This window comes from Nocardioides sp. L-11A, from assembly GCA_029961745.1.
In the GTDB taxonomy this organism is placed as follows: Bacteria; Actinomycetota; Actinomycetes; order Propionibacteriales; family Nocardioidaceae; genus Nocardioides.
In genome coordinates this window covers 3,548,793-3,563,530 of the sequence record CP124680.1, presented here as the reverse complement: position 1 = coordinate 3,563,530, position 14,738 = coordinate 3,548,793, and the positions used below count along the sequence as shown (strand labels likewise).

Below are 14,738 nucleotides of genomic sequence, written 5' to 3'. Positions count from 1 at the left end.
CCATGGGTGGCTCTCTCAACATGATCGGTTACGGCCTGGCCGCCATCGGCCCGGGTATCGGCATCGGTCTCATCTTCGCCGCGTACATCAACGGCGTTGCCCGCCAGCCCGAGGCGCAGAGCCGCCTCCAGTCGATCGCGATCCTCGGCTTCGCGCTCGCCGAGGCGCTCGCCATCATCGGTATCGCCCTCGCGTTCGTCCTCAAGGCCAGCAACACCTGAGCCGTACCGGCCGCCTCCTGTCAGCTCGAGATCTAGGTCAGGTCCATGAAGTCTCTTTTGGTGATCGCCGCCGCTGAGGGCGAGGAGCACAACCCGCTCCTCCCCGAGTGGATCGAGGTCGTTCTCGCCCTCGTGGTGTTCGCGATCCTCTTCTTCCTCATCAAGAAGTTCGTCGTCCCGAACTTCGAGACGACGTTCGCCGAGCGGTCGGCGGCGATCGAGGGCGGCATCGCCGCGGCTGCGACCAAGCAGGCCGAGGCGGACGCCAAGTTGGCCGAGCTCGAGCAGCAGCTGGCCGACGCCCGTCACGAGGCCGCACGCATCCGCGAGGAGGCGCGTGAGCAGGGTGCCGCGATCGTGGCCGAGATGCGGGAGCAGGCCCAGGCCGAGTCCGCCCGCATCATCGAGCACGGCAAGGTCCAGATCGAGGCCGAGCGCCAGCAGGCGGTCACCTCGCTCCGGGCCGAGGTCGGCACCCTCGCGACCGGCCTCGCCGGCCGGATCGTGGGCGAGTCGCTCGAGGACGACGCGCGTCAGGCGCGGGTCATCGAGCGCTTCCTCGCCGACCTCGAGACGGTCGACGCTGCCGACGCGGGCAAGGACGCCTGATGGTCTCCTTCCGTGGCGCCTCCGCGGACGCCATGGCCGCCCTCACCGACCAGGTCGGTGGGGTGGCCGAGGCGTCGGCCTCGGTGGTGGCGGGCGACCTGTTCGCCGCCGCCGGCACGGTGCGCGGCGAGGCGTCGCTGCGCCGCGTCGTCACCGACCAGTCGGTCCCGGCCGCGGCCCGCTCGGGCCTGGTCGGCGATCTCTTCACGGGCAAGGTCGACGCGGCCACCCTCGGCCTGCTGCGTGACGCGGCGGGCCGGCGCTGGACCCGCACCCGCGACCTCGCCGACGCCCTGGAGCAGCTCGGGGTCGTCGCTGCCGTCCGGTCCGCGGGGCTCGAGGCGGCCCGGCTGATCGACGAGCTGTTCGCCGTGCGCCAGCTGGTGACCGGCAACAGCGACCTGCGCAACGCGCTGTCCGACCCGGTGCGCTCGGTCGCCGACAAGGCCGCCCTCGTCGACACCCTGCTCAGCGGCAAGGTGCTCCCGGCGACCGGGCAGCTGGTCAAGCAGGCCCTGTCCGGCTCCTACCGGACCGTCACCGCGGCGCTCGAGGACTACGAGCGCACCGCGGCGCAGGTGCAGGGCGAGGGTGTGGCCACGGTCCACGTCGCCCGCCCGCTGACCGACGCCGACCAGCAGCGCCTCGCCTCTGCACTGACGCGCCAGTACGGCCGCCCGGTGCATCTCAACATCGTCGTGGACGCCGAGGTCCTGGGTGGCATCAGGATCGAGATCGGCGACGACGTGATCGACGGCACGGTCCTCAGCCGCCTGGACGACGCTCGCCGCAAGATCGCCGGCTGACCGGCACCCCACCAGACTTAGAGCAGCAGAGAAGAGAGAAGGCACCTGAGATGACGGAACTCTCCATCCGTCCGGACGAGATCCGCGACGCCCTCGCCAAGTACGTCGCGGACTTCCAGCCCGCGGCCGCCAGCAAGGAGGAGGTCGGCACCGTCGCCTCCGCCGCGGACGGCATCGCCCGCGTGGCGGGCCTCCCGTCGGCCATGGCCAACGAGCTCCTCGAGTTCGAGGACGGCACGCTCGGCCTCGCGCTGAACCTCGAGGACCGCGAGATCGGTGTCGTCATCCTCGGTGACTTCGACAAGATCGAGGAGGGCCAGACGGTCCGCCGGACCGGTGAGATCCTCTCGGTCCCCGTGGGCGAGGGCTACCTCGGCCGCGTGGTCGACCCGCTCGGCAAGCCGATCGACGGCCTCGGCGACATCGCGACCGAGGGTCGCCGCGCGCTGGAGCTCCAGGCTCCCGGCGTGATGATGCGCAAGTCGGTCCACGAGCCGCTCGCCACCGGCATCAAGGCGATCGACTCGATGACCCCGATCGGCCGTGGCCAGCGTCAGCTGATCATCGGCGACCGCGCGACCGGCAAGACCACGGTCGCGATCGACACGATCATCAACCAGAAGCAGAACTGGGAGTCCGGCGACCCGTCGAAGCAGGTCCGCTGCATCTACGTCGCCATCGGCCAGAAGGGCTCGACCATCGCCTCCGTGCGGGGTGCCCTCGAGGAGGCCGGCGCGCTGGACTACACCACGATCGTGGCGGCTCCGGCGTCCGACAGCGCGGGCTTCAAGTACCTCGCCCCCTACACCGGCTCGGCCATCGGCCAGCACTGGATGTACCAGGGCAAGCACGTCCTCATCGTGTTCGACGACCTGACCAAGCAGGCCGAGGCCTACCGTGCCGTGTCGCTGCTGCTGCGCCGCCCGCCGGGCCGCGAGGCGTACCCGGGTGACGTCTTCTACCTGCACTCCCGCCTGCTGGAGCGCTGCGCGAAGCTGTCCGACGAGCTCGGCGCCGGCTCGATGACCGGTCTGCCGATCATCGAGACCAAGGCCAACGACGTCTCGGCGTTCATCCCGACCAACGTCATCTCGATCACCGACGGCCAGATCTTCCTGCAGTCCGACCTGTTCGCGGCCAACCAGCGGCCCGCGATCGACGTCGGCATCTCGGTCTCCCGCGTCGGTGGCGCGGCGATGACCAAGGCGATGAAGGCCGTCACCGGCTCGCTCAAGGTCGACCTCGCGCAGTACCGCGCGATGGAGGCCTTCGCGATGTTCGCCTCCGACCTCGACGCCGCGTCGAAGCAGCAGCTGGCCCGCGGTCAGCGGCTGATGGCGCTCCTCAAGCAGCCGGCCTACTCGCCGTACCCGCTCGAGGAGATGACCGTCTCGCTGTGGCTGGGCACCTCCGGCCGCCTCGACGCCGTCGACACCGGAGACGTGCTCCGCTTCGAGAGCGAGTTCCTCGACTACCTGCGCCGCTCGCACGACGGTCTGCTGGCCGCCATCCGCGAGACCCAGAAGTTCGAGGACGAGGACGGCCTCGCCGCCGCCTACGACTCCTTCCTGAGCCAGTTCGAGACCTCCGACGGCGGCAGCATCAAGGTCGGGCACGAGCCCGAGGCCGAGGCGCTCGCCGACGACGAGCTCGAGCAGGAGCAGATCGTCAAGCAGAAGCGGGGCTGACGCATGGCCGTATCGCTGCGTGAGTACCGCGCGCGGATCAAGTCGACGGAGTCGATGAAGAAGATCACGCGCGCCATGGAGCTCATCGCTGCGTCCCGGATCATCAAGGCGCAGCAGCGGGCCGCGGCGGCAGCGCCGTACGCCCGGGAGCTGACCCGCGCCGTGTCGGCGGTGGCGACGTTCTCCAACGTCGACCACCCGCTGACGCGGGAGGAGGAGAACCCCAAGCGGGCCGCCGTGCTGGTCATCACCAGCGACCGCGGTCTCGCCGGCGCCTACTCCTCGAGCGTCATCAAGGAGACCGAGCGGCTCGCCGAGCGGCTGCGCGGCGAGGGCAAGGAGCTGGACTTCTACCTCGCCGGCCGCAAGGCGGAGGCGTACTTCAAGTTCCGCCAGCGTCCCTTCGTCCGTGCCTGGACCGGCTTCTCCGACCAGCCGACCTACGAGCACGCCGCCGAGATCGGCTCCGCGCTGATCGAGGCGTTCCTCAAGGAGCAGGGCGAGGAGGGCGACGTCGACGAGGTCCACGTCGTCTACACCCGGTTCCGCTCGATGCTCACCCAGGAGCCGACCGCGATCCGGCTGCTGCCGCTCGAGGTCGTCGAGGGCGAGGAGGCCCCCGAGGCCGACGAGCTGCTGCCGCTCTACGAGTTCGAGCCGTCGGCTGCGCAGGTCCTCGACGGCCTGCTGCCGCAGTACGTCCAGAGCCGGATCTTCTACGCTCTCCTGCAGGCTGCGGCCTCCGAGCTCGCAGCGCGCCAGAAGGCGATGAAGTCGGCGACGGACAATGCCGAGGAGCTGATCAAGAAGCTCACCCGGATCGCCAACCAGGCGCGCCAGGCGGGCATCACGCAGGAGATCAGCGAGATCGTCGGCGGCGTCAACGCGCTCGCCGACGCCCAGGCTGCGAACGACTGATCCACCACCAGAGAAAACACCAAACGGAGTAAGACATGACTGCAACGGTTGAAGAGACCACCGCCAGCGGTGCGGCCTCGGTGGGTCGGATCGCTCGGGTCATCGGCCCGGTCGTGGACATCGAGTTCCCGACCGACGCGATGCCCGACATCTACAACAAGCTCGAGGCCGAGATCACCCTCGACGGCGAGACCTCGGTCCTGCCGCTCGAGGTGGCCCAGCACATCGGCGACGGCATGGTCCGCGCCATCTCCCTCAAGCCCACCGACGGCCTGGTCCGTGGCCAGAGCGTGTCCGACACCGGCAGCCCGATCTCGGTGCCGGTCGGCGACGTCACCCTGGGCAAGGTCTTCAACGCGACCGGTGACTTCCTCAACCTCGCCGAGGGCGAGACGGTCGAGGTCAACGAGCGCTGGGGCATCCACCGCAAGGCGCCGGCCTTCGACCAGCTGGAGTCGAAGACCCAGATGTTCGAGACCGGCATCAAGGTCATCGACCTGCTGGCGCCGTACGTCACCGGTGGAAAGATCGGCCTGTTCGGTGGTGCCGGCGTCGGCAAGACCGTGCTCATCCAGGAGATGATCGCGCGCGTCGCCAAGAACCACGGTGGTGTGTCGGTGTTCGCCGGTGTCGGCGAGCGCACCCGTGAGGGCAACGACCTCATCGTCGAGATGCAGGAGGCCGGCGTCTTCGACAAGGTCGCCCTGGTCTTCGGCCAGATGGACGAGCCGCCGGGCACGCGTCTGCGCGTGGCCCTGTCCGCCCTGACGATGGCGGAGTACTTCCGCGACGTCCAGGGCCAGGACGTGCTGCTGTTCATCGACAACATCTTCCGGTTCACCCAGGCGGGCTCCGAGGTGTCGACCCTGCTCGGCCGGATGCCGTCCGCGGTGGGCTACCAGCCCAACCTCGCCGACGAGATGGGCACGCTGCAGGAGCGGATCACCTCGACCCGCGGTCGCTCGATCACCTCGATGCAGGCGATCTACGTCCCCGCGGACGACTACACCGACCCGGCCCCGGCCGCGACCTTCGCGCACCTCGACGCGACGACCGAGCTCTCCCGTGAGATCGCGTCGCTGGGCATCTACCCGGCCGTCGACCCGCTGACCTCGACCTCACGGATCCTCGACCCGCAGTACATCGGTCAGGCGCACTACGACTGCGCGATCCGGATCAAGCAGATCCTGCAGCGCAACAAGGAGCTCCAGGACATCATCGCGATCCTCGGTGTCGACGAGCTCTCCGAGGAAGACAAGATCATCGTCTCCCGCGCGCGTCGTATCCAGCGGTTCCTGTCGCAGAACACCTACGTCGCCAAGCAGTTCACCGGCATCGAGGGCTCGACCGTTCCGGTGGCCGAGACCATCGAGGCGTTCAACAAGATCGCCGACGGTGAGTACGACCACGTCGCCGAGCAGGCCTTCTTCATGTGCGGTGGTCTCGACGACGTCGAGCGCAACTGGGCCGAGATCCAGAAGAGCCTCTGATCATGGCGGACACGGTCGAGCACCTGCACGTCGAGCTCGTCGCTGCCGACCGGACCGTGTGGTCCGGTGAGGCGGCGATGATCATCGCGCGCACGGTCGAGGGCGATATCGGTGTGCTGCGCGGCCACGCGCCGACGCTCTCGCTGCTCTCGGCCTCGGTGGTCGAGATCCAGGTGGCGGACAAGAACCAGCTCGTGGTCGTCGCCGTCGACGGCGGCTTCCTCTCGGTGGCGGGCGACCGGGTCTCGATCCTGGCCGAGCGCGTCGAGCGGGCCGAGGACATCGAGGTCGACCAGGCCCGGATCGACCTCGAGGAGGCCAAGCGCCTGCTCGACTCGAGCAACGAGGCCGAGCAGCGGGTCCGGCACGCCGAGGCGCGGATCCGCGCCGCGGAGATGGTCGCGTAGGAAGTCACTGATACGCAGATGGCATGGTGGGAGTGGCTGCTCGACATCTGTGGCGTGCTCCTGCTCCTGTGTGTGCTGTACGGCGTCGGACTCATCGTCCGGCGCCGTCTGCTCTCCCGGGACGGCGGCACCTTCGAGCTGAGCCACCGGCTGCGCGCCACGACCCCCGAGCGGGGCTGGGTCCTGGGCCTGGGCCGCTACTCCGGCGAGCGGCTGGAGTGGTTCCGGGTGTTCACGCTGTCCCGGCGCCCGCGGCGCTCCTGGCGGCGCGACGAGCTCTCCTACGACGGCCGTCGCGAGCCGGCCGGGACGGAGCAGGCCTCGCTCTATCCCGATCACCTGGTCATCCGCTGCCAGTCGCCCGACGGGCTCGTCGAGCTCGCCATGAGCGTCTCCTCGCTCACCGGCTTCCAGGCCTGGTTGGAGGCGCAGCCTCCCGGGACCGACTGGAACCGGACGAAGGGCCTGTGAGAACGAAGCGCGGTCGCCATCGGCGGCCGCGCTTCGTCGTGTCCGGGCACCCTCCTCGCCACGGCGAACAGAAACCCGACACCTATTCATGTTCGAGCGAGAATCTGGCGCTCAGGTGACAACTTGTGGTGACCTTTCCGGTATCACCCCCAGGTGACGCTTGACACACGGCCCCGACTGGTGTGGGGTGGGGGCGACGTGTAACAGCTTGTTACAACTGGCAGTTGCACTCGCCGTTCGAAAGGGAGAGCGAACGGCGAAGGCACGGTCCGCCCGGGGAAGCAGGAGCCCCGATGCGAGCCGTGCACAACCCGCTCACCGGAGGGCCCCTCAGTGACGACCGGAATGCCACTCACCCAGCTTGACACCGCGGTTGGCCCCGCGGCAGCAAACCCCGACAGCGACGCGGCCTCGGCCGCGGGGATCGCCCCCGACGCCGTCATCGCCCTCCGGGGCGTCAGCAAGTCCTTCGGACCCATGCAGGTGCTCGACGACGTCAGCTTCGACGTGGCCCGTGGGCAGATCACCTCCGTGCTCGGCCCGTCGGGCACCGGCAAGTCGGTCCTGCTCAACACCATCATCGGGATGTACCCGCCCGAGCAGGGCCAGATCTACGTCGACGGCGAGCCGATCGTCGGCATGCGCCACCGCGACCTGATGCGGGTCCGCCGCAAGTTCGGCGTGCTCTTCCAGGACGGCGCGCTGTTCGGCTCGATCAGCCTCTACGACAACATCGCCTTCCCGTTGCGCGAGCACACCGACCTCTCCGAGGAGCAGGTGCGCGAGATCGTGCACACCAAGGCCGACATGGTCGGACTGGTCAAGCACCTCGGCAAGATGCCCGGCGAGGTCTCCGGCGGCATGAAGAAGCGCGCCGGCCTCGCCCGGGCGCTGGCGCTGGACCCGGAGATCGTCTTCTTCGACGAGCCCGACTCCGGACTCGACCCGGTCCGGGTCGCCCACCTCGACGACCTGATGAAGTCGGTCCAGGCCGTGACCGGGTGCACCTTCTTCGTGATCACCCACAACATCGACTCGGTGCGCCGCACTGCCGACCACATCGGCATGCTGTTCCGCTCCAAGCTGGTCGCCTTCGGGCCCGCCGACGAGGTCCTCGCCAGCGACCGACCGATCGTGGAGCAGTTCTTCGCCGGCCGCGCCCGCGGTCCCATCGGCATGGACGAGATGGTCGACGCCGAGACCGACTTCGCCGACGAGCTCTACACCGCCTGATCGCAGCACTGATTTCAGCGCTGGCCCCGATCGCAGCGCGTCCTTCGATGTTCCGTCGACCCCAAGGGAGAGCCATGTCTACGAGCGTCATCACCAAGAAGCGGCTGGTCACCAGCAAGCCCGCGGTCGAGGAGACCGCCGAGGAGGCCGACGTCCCGGCCGCGTCGGCCCCCGAGGGCGCTGCCCCGGACGGTGCCGACGGGATCCCTCCGGCCGAGCCGCCCGTCGCCTCCTCCCCGTTCGGACGGCGGACGCCCCTGGTGGCGGTGGTGCTGCTGGTCCTGCTCCTCGTCGCGGCGGTCGGCTACCTCTGGCTGCGCCTCGACGACAGCCGCGCGGAGGTCGACCGCCTGAGCGCGGCGCAGACCGACCGGGCCGAGGTGCTCGAGCGGGCCCGCGAGCTGGCCGTCGCGCTGACGACCTACGACTACCGCGACCTCGAGGCGCAGCAGCGCCTGTTGGAGCAGGGCACGACCGACGCCTTCCAGCAGAAGTTCGCCGAGACCAACAAGACACTCGCGCCGATGTTCACCCAGCTGGAGGCCACGGCCTCGGGCAGTGTGGTGGATGCGGCGGTGCAGAAGGTCGACGGCGACCTGGCCACCGTGCTGGTGTTCGCCGACCAGTCGGCGAGCAGCAAGCAGAGCGAGGAGGCGACCAGCCAGGCCAGCCGCCTGCGCCTGCACCTGGTCCGCCACGGCGACTCCTGGCTGCTCGACAGCGTGGACCTGCTGTGAGGAGTGGGAACGTCCCCGCGCTCGGAGAGAGCGCACGCAGCTTCGGCGGCATGGTCGCCATGTTCGTGGACTCGTGCACCGTCACGGTGCGGGCGCTGGTCCGACGCCGCTTCTCCTGGTGGGAGTTCCTGCTGCAGACCCGGTTCCTCGCCTCGGTGGCGCTGCTCCCGACGATCCTGATCGCGATCCCCTTCGGGCTCGTGCTGGTGCTGACCGTCGGCGGACTGACCAGCCAGGTCGGCGCCGCGTCGCTGGTCGGTGGCGTCAACTCGGTGGGCACCGTGCGCCAGGCGGCGCCGATCATCAGCGGCATCGTCCTCGCCGGCGCCGGTGGCTCGGCCATCTGCGCCGACCTCGGCTCCCGGGCGATCCGCAGCGAGATCGCGGCGATGCGGGTGATGGCGGTCGATCCGCTCGAGCGCCTGGTCGCACCGCGGATCCTCGCCACCATGCTGGTCAGCGTCCTGCTCAACGGGGTCGTCGCCTTCGTCGGCATCATCAGCGGATACCTCTCGGCGGTCTACCTGCTCAACAGCACCGCCGGCGGCTTCCTGCACTCGTTCAGTGCCTTCTCCCAGCCGGCCGACCTGATCGAGTCGACCGTCAAGGCAGCCCTGTTCGGCCTGGTGGCCGCGCTCGTCGCGTCGTACCAGGGGCTCAATGCCCAGCACGGTCCCGCGGGGGTCGGTGACGCGGTCAACCGCTCGGTGGTGCTCACCGGCGTCCTGCTGTTCGTCATCAACCTCGTCGTGAGCCAGATCTTCCTGCTGGCCGCGCCGCCGAGAGTGGGGTGAGGACGATGGCGACCTCACTGCTGCCGCGCACCGGACCACGCTGGGGCGGGATGCTCGTGCGTGCGTTCACCGGCAACCTGCGCCGCCAGGGCACCATGCTGCTCTTCTGCATCCACGCCGTCGTCACCATCCCGATGGCCCTGCGTCGCTACCGCCACGAGGTATGGCGCCTGCTCGCCGAGATCGCCTTCGGCAAGGGCCTGCTCACGGTCGCCGCGAGCACGGTGTTCGTGTCGGCGCTGCTGTCGGCCGTGATCGGCGTCCAGCTCGGTCTGGAGGGGATGGAGGGCCTCAGCATCGTCGGCCTGGCACCCCTCTCGGGTCTGGTCGCCGCGGTCGGCAACACCCGTGAGCTGGCACCGCTGATCACGGCCTTCGGGCTGGCCGCCCAGATGGGCTGCCGCTTCACCGCGCAGCTCGGCGCGATGCGGATCAGCGGCGAGATCGACGCGATGGACACGATGGCGGTCTCCAGCATGGAGTACCTCGTGACCACCCGGCTGATCGCGGTCAGCATCTTCGTGGTGCCGCTCTACCTGGTCACGCTGTCCGGCGCCTACTTCGCCTCGAAGTTCACCGTGCAGCTCATCGCGGGCCAGGGCACCGGCACCTACGACCACTACTTCTTCCTCTTCCTCGATCCCGGCGATGTGTTCCTCTCGGTGCTCAAAGTCGTGGTGCTCGCCCTGATGATCACCTTCATCCACTGCTTCTACGGCTTCACCGCCGAGGGCGGCCCCGAGGGGGTGGGCGTGGCGTCGGGCCGGGCGATCCGGGCCAGCATCGTGACCATCGCGGTCGCCGACATGCTGATGACGCTGCTGTTCTGGGGCACCTCGACCGGAGTGCGGATCTAGATGGACATCTACGCGCTCTACCGCAACCCCCGGGTGCTGGCCCGGCTGGGCGTGGTCTTCACGGTCGCCGTGCTGACGGTCGGCGGACTGGTGTTCGCCCAGTTCGGCGGGGCGTTCTCGGGCGCGCCGGTCCTGCGCGTCCAGCTCCCGCCGGCCAGCTCGGTCGTCGCCGTCGACAGTCCGGTGACCTACCGCGACGTGCGCGTCGGCACCGTCGTGGAGGCCGCGCGGAGCGGGACCGGCGACGCCACGGACGAGGCGCCGGAGGTCCGGGTCCGGATCGACCGGAAGTGGCTCGGCAAGCTTCCCCGTGACGTCGTCGCGACCGTCGGGCCGATCTCCATCTTCGGCAACCAGTACGTCCAGCTGCTGGCCACCGACGACGGCGGCCCCGCCGGCCTGCCCGACGATGCCGTCGTCCCGGCGTACGACGCCTCGCGCAACCCCTCGCTCCAGGGCACCTTCGTCGCGCTCAACGACGTGCTCAAGGAGGTCAGCCCCGCCCGTCTGAACGCCGGCCTGTCCGGCCTGGCCACCGCACTGCAGGGCCAGGGCGCGGAGCTCGGCAAGACCCTGGTCGCCACCAACGACTATCTCGGCATCATGCTGCCGCTGTGGCCGACGCTGGTCGAGAACCTCGGTGAGCTGGCCACCTTCGCGGGCGGCCTCAGCGACCTCACGCCCGAGTTCCTCTCCCTGATCGAGAACGCGTCGACCACCGCGACGACCGTCCGCGAGAACGCCGACTCGTTCCGCTCGCTGGTCAGCAACGGCGCCCGGCTCTCGACCACGTCCGCCGCGCTTCTGCGCAGCACGATGGACGCCTACGCCGACTCCGTGGACGGCGCCGTGGCGCTGCTCGCGGCGCTCTCCCAGGGACCCGACGTCATCACCAAGATGCTCAAGGGCATCGACAGCTGGGCCTCGACCTGGGCGCCGGCACTGGCCGACGGCATGCCCGACATCCGGATGGCCGCGCTGTCGGTGCGCAACCCCGCCGACCTGGTGCTGGCGATGACCGCCGGCGGCGACGCCGACCAGCTCGCCCGGCTGCTCAACGAGGCGGTCCGGCCCGGCTTCGCCAACCCGTCCACCTACCAGGGCTGCCCCGAGCCGCTCTGCTCGTTCAGCCGCCGTCCCGGCGGCTCGACTGAGGGGAGCACCCCATGACCAGCACCCGGCCCGCCCGCGCCGGGCGCCTGCTGGCCTCGGTGGCCGTCTTCGTCGTGATCTCGGTGCTGCTGACGGTCTTCGTGGTCATGTCGGTGCTCGACCTGGGCCAGCGCAACGGCGAGAAGTACCACGCGCGGCTCGCCGATGCCGCCGGACTGCGCTCGGGCGACGATGTGACCGTCGCCGGCCTGGAGGTCGGCAAGGTGACCGGCGTCGAGCTGCGCGACAAGGACGTCGAGGTCACCTTCGTGGTCAGCGGCGGACACGCGCTGCACACCAACACCCGCACGGCCGTCCGCTACGCGAACCTGATCGGGAGCCGCTATCTCGCGCTGGTGCCGCCGGAGGGCGCGCCCGCGCAGCGGCTGCGTCCGGGCGGCACGCTCCCGGAGTCCCAGAGCCTGCCGGCGGTCGACCTCACCGCGGTGTTCGACGGCTTCCAGCCGCTCTTCGACGCGCTCGACCCCGAACAGGTCAACCAGCTGACCGCCTCGATCGTCGCCATCTTCCAGGGCGAGTCCGGCACGGTGGCCAACCTGGTCGAGCAGGTCGGCACGATCACCACCCACCTCGCCGGTCGCAAGGAGGTGATCTCCACGGTCATCACGAGCCTCGCGGACCTGCTCACCAGCGTCAACGAGCAGGGGGAGGCGCTGGGCAGCATGATCGACGACTTCGGCTCCGTGGTGGGCACCCTGAGCGACCAGCGCTCGGTGCTCGCCTCGACCATCGACGGTCTGGCCCGCTTCGGGGAGGACGCGTCGGCGCTGACCCGCGAGTCGACCGAGGCCATCAACAAGGGCATCGACGGCGTCGCCGAGGCCTCGGCGGTGCTGACCAAGAGCTCCGGCGCGATCGTCGACCTGATGCGCGACATCCCCGACCTGGTCGACAACCTCAACCGGATCATGGACTCGGGCTCGTTCGTGAAGGTCTATCTCTGCAACCTCGACCTCCGGGCGACGGGCCGGCTCAACCTGTCCCTCGTCCCCGGACTGCCCGCTCCGCAGGACCCGGTCGGCCTCGAGCTGCCGTCGGGCCAGGTCGGCGACCCTGCACGGGCCGGAAAGGTGTGCCGATGACCGCGACGATGTTGAAGAAGGTCCGCGACTTCGACCTCGACGACTGGCGGGTCTCGGACCGCGACCCGCTCAAGGTGGCGGCGATCGCGGCGGCGGTGCTGCTCGTGCTGATCCTGCTCGGGCTGAACCTGACCCGGCTGCCGTTCCTCACCAGCAAGGACGACTACTCCGCCTACTTCACCAGCGCCTCCGGGCTGACCGGTGGGGAGACCGTGCAGGTCCGCGGTGTCAGGGTCGGCAAGGTGACCGGCATCGTGCTGGAGGACGACCGGGTCCGGATCGACTTCGAGGTCAACAGCGACGTCGACCTCGGCGAGGACACCGCGGCCCGGGTCAAGGTGCTCAACCCCCTCGGCGCGCAGTTCGTCGCGCTCGAGCCCGCGGGACCGGGCGCGCTGAGCAAGCCGATCCCGGTCGAGCGCACCTTCGCCAGCCGGACCCTGGTCAACGAGCTGGGCCGGGTCTCGGGGCAGCTGGACCAGACCGACATCCCGCAGCTGCAGCAGGCCATGGACGTGCTGACCGAGACGCTGTCGGCGTCCTCCTCCGACGCGGTGGGCAAGGCACTCACCGGGCTCAACGACTTCGCCGGCAATCTCGCCGAGGACGCCGACAAGATCTCCGAGCTGGTGTCGTCGGGGAGCGACCTGATCGCCATCATCAACGACCGCAGCGACGTGATCGTCAACCTGGTCTCCCAGGGCGACGCGCTGGCGGCGGTGCTCAACGAGCGCCGCGACGCGATCGTCCGCCTGGTGCGCGGCACCGCCGACCTCAGCAAGCAGATCGCCGGCATCCTCGAGGTCAACCGCGACAAGCTCGGCCCGATGCTGCGCAACCTGGAGCAGATCTCCCGGGCGCTGGCCACCGAGAACGAGAGCCTCGGCAAGGCGATCCCGGCGATGGAGCAGCTGAGCAGGAACATCGCGCGGGTCACCGGCACCGGGCGGTTCGTCGACATCGTCGCCCCCAACGGGCTGATCCCCGACGCCGTCATCCAGCAGTGCGCCGACGCCGGCGCCTACCCGGCGCCCAACGACCCGAGAGTGGGGTGCCGTCCATGAGCCGCCGACGACTGCCGAGGCCGCCCAGGCTCCCGCGCAGCCGGAGCCTCCTCGTCGCCGGGGCCGGCGCGCTGGTGCTGCTGCTGGCCGTGGTGCTGATCTGGCGCCAGACCTCGGGCCCCGACGACTACCGGGTGACGGCGACCTTCGCCGAGGCGCCAGGCGTCTACGAGGGCAACTCCGTGAAGATCCTGGGCGTCCCGGTCGGACGGGTGACCCGGGTCGATCCGGGCCCGAAGGGTGTCGAGGTCGAGTTGGAGATCAGCGGCGACCACCAGCTCCCGACCGACGTCAGCGCCTTCCTGATGGCACCCAACGCCGTCAACGACAGGTTCATCGAGCTGGCTCCGGCATACACCGGTTCGGGTCCGCATCTCGACGACGGCGACCGGCTCGGCATCGACCGGACCGTGGTGCCGCAGTCGGTCGACCAGATCATCGACAACCTGGAGGAGTTCTCGCGCACCCTGGGGCCGGAGGGCGCCAATGCCGACGGCTCGCTCTCCCGGGTGCTGGCCGCGGTGGCCGAGAGCATGGGTGGGCAGGGCTCGACGATCCACGAGCTCGTCGACAACCTGGGCACCACGCTCGACGCGACGGCCTCCGACAGCGACGCGCTGACCCAGGGACTGACCGACCTCGGCGAGTTGAGCACGGCCGCGGCGGGCGTCAGCTCGACGTACCGCAACCTCGCCGAGAACCTCGCGTCGGTGAGCAGCACCGTGGCGGGCGACGCCCCGCAGGTGACCGCGGTGCTCACGAACCTGCAGGACCTGCTGGCCGAGCTCAACACCTTCGTGAAGGAGAACAAGGACCAGCTGGCCGGCACCATCACCAGCCTCTCCGGCGTCGCCGGTGAGGTGGGCAAGCAGCAGAAGGCGCTGACCCGGCTGATGCGGAACCTTCCCCTCGCCGTGTCCAACGCCGGCAACACCGTCGTCGACACCCCGCAGGGCAAGGCGATCCGGGCCAGGTTCGATCCGGTCGCGGGGGCGGTCGTGCGCTCGGACGTCTGTGGCGACGGCCTGCTCCGGTTGATGGCGGCGGCACTCGCCGCCCCGGCCGACCGCACCGTCCTCGATGTCGCCTGCGGCGCCGACCGCTGGCTCGACGAGCTGAGCAAGCCGAAGGGCACGCCCGATGCCGGGGCGTGGACCCGACAGGCGCTCGCGGGACTGGGAGGCTGAG

At 69.9% G+C, this 14,738-nt stretch carries 16 protein-coding genes; all 16 read left to right on the top strand.

All coding sequences use genetic code 11. The features are described from left to right. Positions 1–2 precede the first annotated feature (2 nt). The 16 genes from atpE to QJ852_17060 all read left to right on the top strand — a co-directional run bounded on the left by atpE (position 3) and on the right by QJ852_17060 (position 14,737). Positions 3–221, top strand: a complete 219-nt coding sequence (gene atpE, locus QJ852_17135; GenBank protein ID WGX94877.1) for an ATP synthase F0 subunit C — start codon at positions 3–5, stop codon at positions 219–221. A 45-nt stretch (positions 222–266) separates the two neighbouring features. Then, on the top strand, positions 267–830 hold the full coding sequence (locus QJ852_17130) for a F0F1 ATP synthase subunit B (protein ID WGX94876.1): 564 nt from the start codon (positions 267–269) through the stop codon (positions 828–830). Further along, positions 830–1,636 carry a F0F1 ATP synthase subunit delta gene (locus QJ852_17125; protein WGX94875.1) on the top strand — a complete coding sequence of 269 codons (807 nt, stop codon included), beginning with the start codon at positions 830–832 and terminating at the stop codon, positions 1,634–1,636. Before QJ852_17130 ends, QJ852_17125 begins: the two co-directional genes overlap by 1 nt. Positions 1,637–1,686: 50 nt before the next feature. Continuing rightward, complete coding sequence (atpA, locus tag QJ852_17120; GenBank protein ID WGX94874.1) at positions 1,687–3,324, top strand: F0F1 ATP synthase subunit alpha; 1,638 nt, start codon at positions 1,687–1,689, stop codon at positions 3,322–3,324. Positions 3,325–3,327: 3 nt separating this feature from the next. Continuing rightward, the gene (locus QJ852_17115; protein WGX94873.1) at positions 3,328–4,242 is read left to right on the top strand and encodes a F0F1 ATP synthase subunit gamma; all 915 of its coding nucleotides are present in this window, start codon (positions 3,328–3,330) and stop codon (positions 4,240–4,242) included. 35 nt (positions 4,243–4,277) lie between these two features. Then, positions 4,278–5,732 (top strand): F0F1 ATP synthase subunit beta, encoded by a 1,455-nt coding sequence (gene atpD / locus QJ852_17110; GenBank protein WGX94872.1) that lies wholly within the window; start codon positions 4,278–4,280, stop codon positions 5,730–5,732. Positions 5,733–5,734: 2 nt separating this feature from the next. Then, a complete protein-coding gene (locus tag QJ852_17105; protein ID WGX94871.1) occupies positions 5,735–6,139 on the top strand; it encodes a F0F1 ATP synthase subunit epsilon in 405 nt (134 codons plus the stop codon). Between the two features lie 18 nt (positions 6,140–6,157). Beyond that, positions 6,158–6,610 (top strand): DUF2550 domain-containing protein, encoded by a 453-nt coding sequence (locus tag QJ852_17100; protein ID WGX94870.1) that lies wholly within the window; start codon positions 6,158–6,160, stop codon positions 6,608–6,610. 333 nt (positions 6,611–6,943) lie between these two features. Next, positions 6,944–7,843: an ATP-binding cassette domain-containing protein gene (locus tag QJ852_17095; GenBank protein ID WGX94869.1), complete on the top strand. Its 900-nt coding sequence runs from the start codon at positions 6,944–6,946 to the stop codon at positions 7,841–7,843. A 74-nt stretch (positions 7,844–7,917) separates the two neighbouring features. After that, positions 7,918–8,580, top strand: a complete 663-nt coding sequence (locus QJ852_17090; GenBank protein WGX94868.1) for a hypothetical protein — start codon at positions 7,918–7,920, stop codon at positions 8,578–8,580. A 50-nt stretch (positions 8,581–8,630) separates the two neighbouring features. Next, the gene (locus QJ852_17085; GenBank protein WGX94867.1) at positions 8,631–9,374 is read left to right on the top strand and encodes an ABC transporter permease; all 744 of its coding nucleotides are present in this window, start codon (positions 8,631–8,633) and stop codon (positions 9,372–9,374) included. A gap of 5 nt (positions 9,375–9,379) precedes the next feature. After that, the gene (locus QJ852_17080; protein WGX94866.1) at positions 9,380–10,231 is read left to right on the top strand and encodes an ABC transporter permease; all 852 of its coding nucleotides are present in this window, start codon (positions 9,380–9,382) and stop codon (positions 10,229–10,231) included. Then, positions 10,232–11,401, top strand: coding sequence for an MCE family protein (locus QJ852_17075; GenBank protein WGX94865.1), 1,170 nt, complete (start codon positions 10,232–10,234; stop codon positions 11,399–11,401). Continuing rightward, positions 11,398–12,486 (top strand): MCE family protein, encoded by a 1,089-nt coding sequence (locus QJ852_17070; GenBank protein ID WGX94864.1) that lies wholly within the window; start codon positions 11,398–11,400, stop codon positions 12,484–12,486. The genes QJ852_17075 and QJ852_17070 overlap by 4 nt, the downstream gene beginning before the upstream one ends. Beyond that, on the top strand, positions 12,483–13,550 hold the full coding sequence (locus QJ852_17065; GenBank protein WGX94863.1) for an MCE family protein: 1,068 nt from the start codon (positions 12,483–12,485) through the stop codon (positions 13,548–13,550). The genes QJ852_17070 and QJ852_17065 overlap by 4 nt, the downstream gene beginning before the upstream one ends. Continuing rightward, positions 13,547–14,737, top strand: a complete 1,191-nt coding sequence (locus QJ852_17060) for an MCE family protein (protein ID WGX94862.1) — start codon at positions 13,547–13,549, stop codon at positions 14,735–14,737. The genes QJ852_17065 and QJ852_17060 overlap by 4 nt, the downstream gene beginning before the upstream one ends. Position 14,738 lies beyond the last annotated feature (1 nt).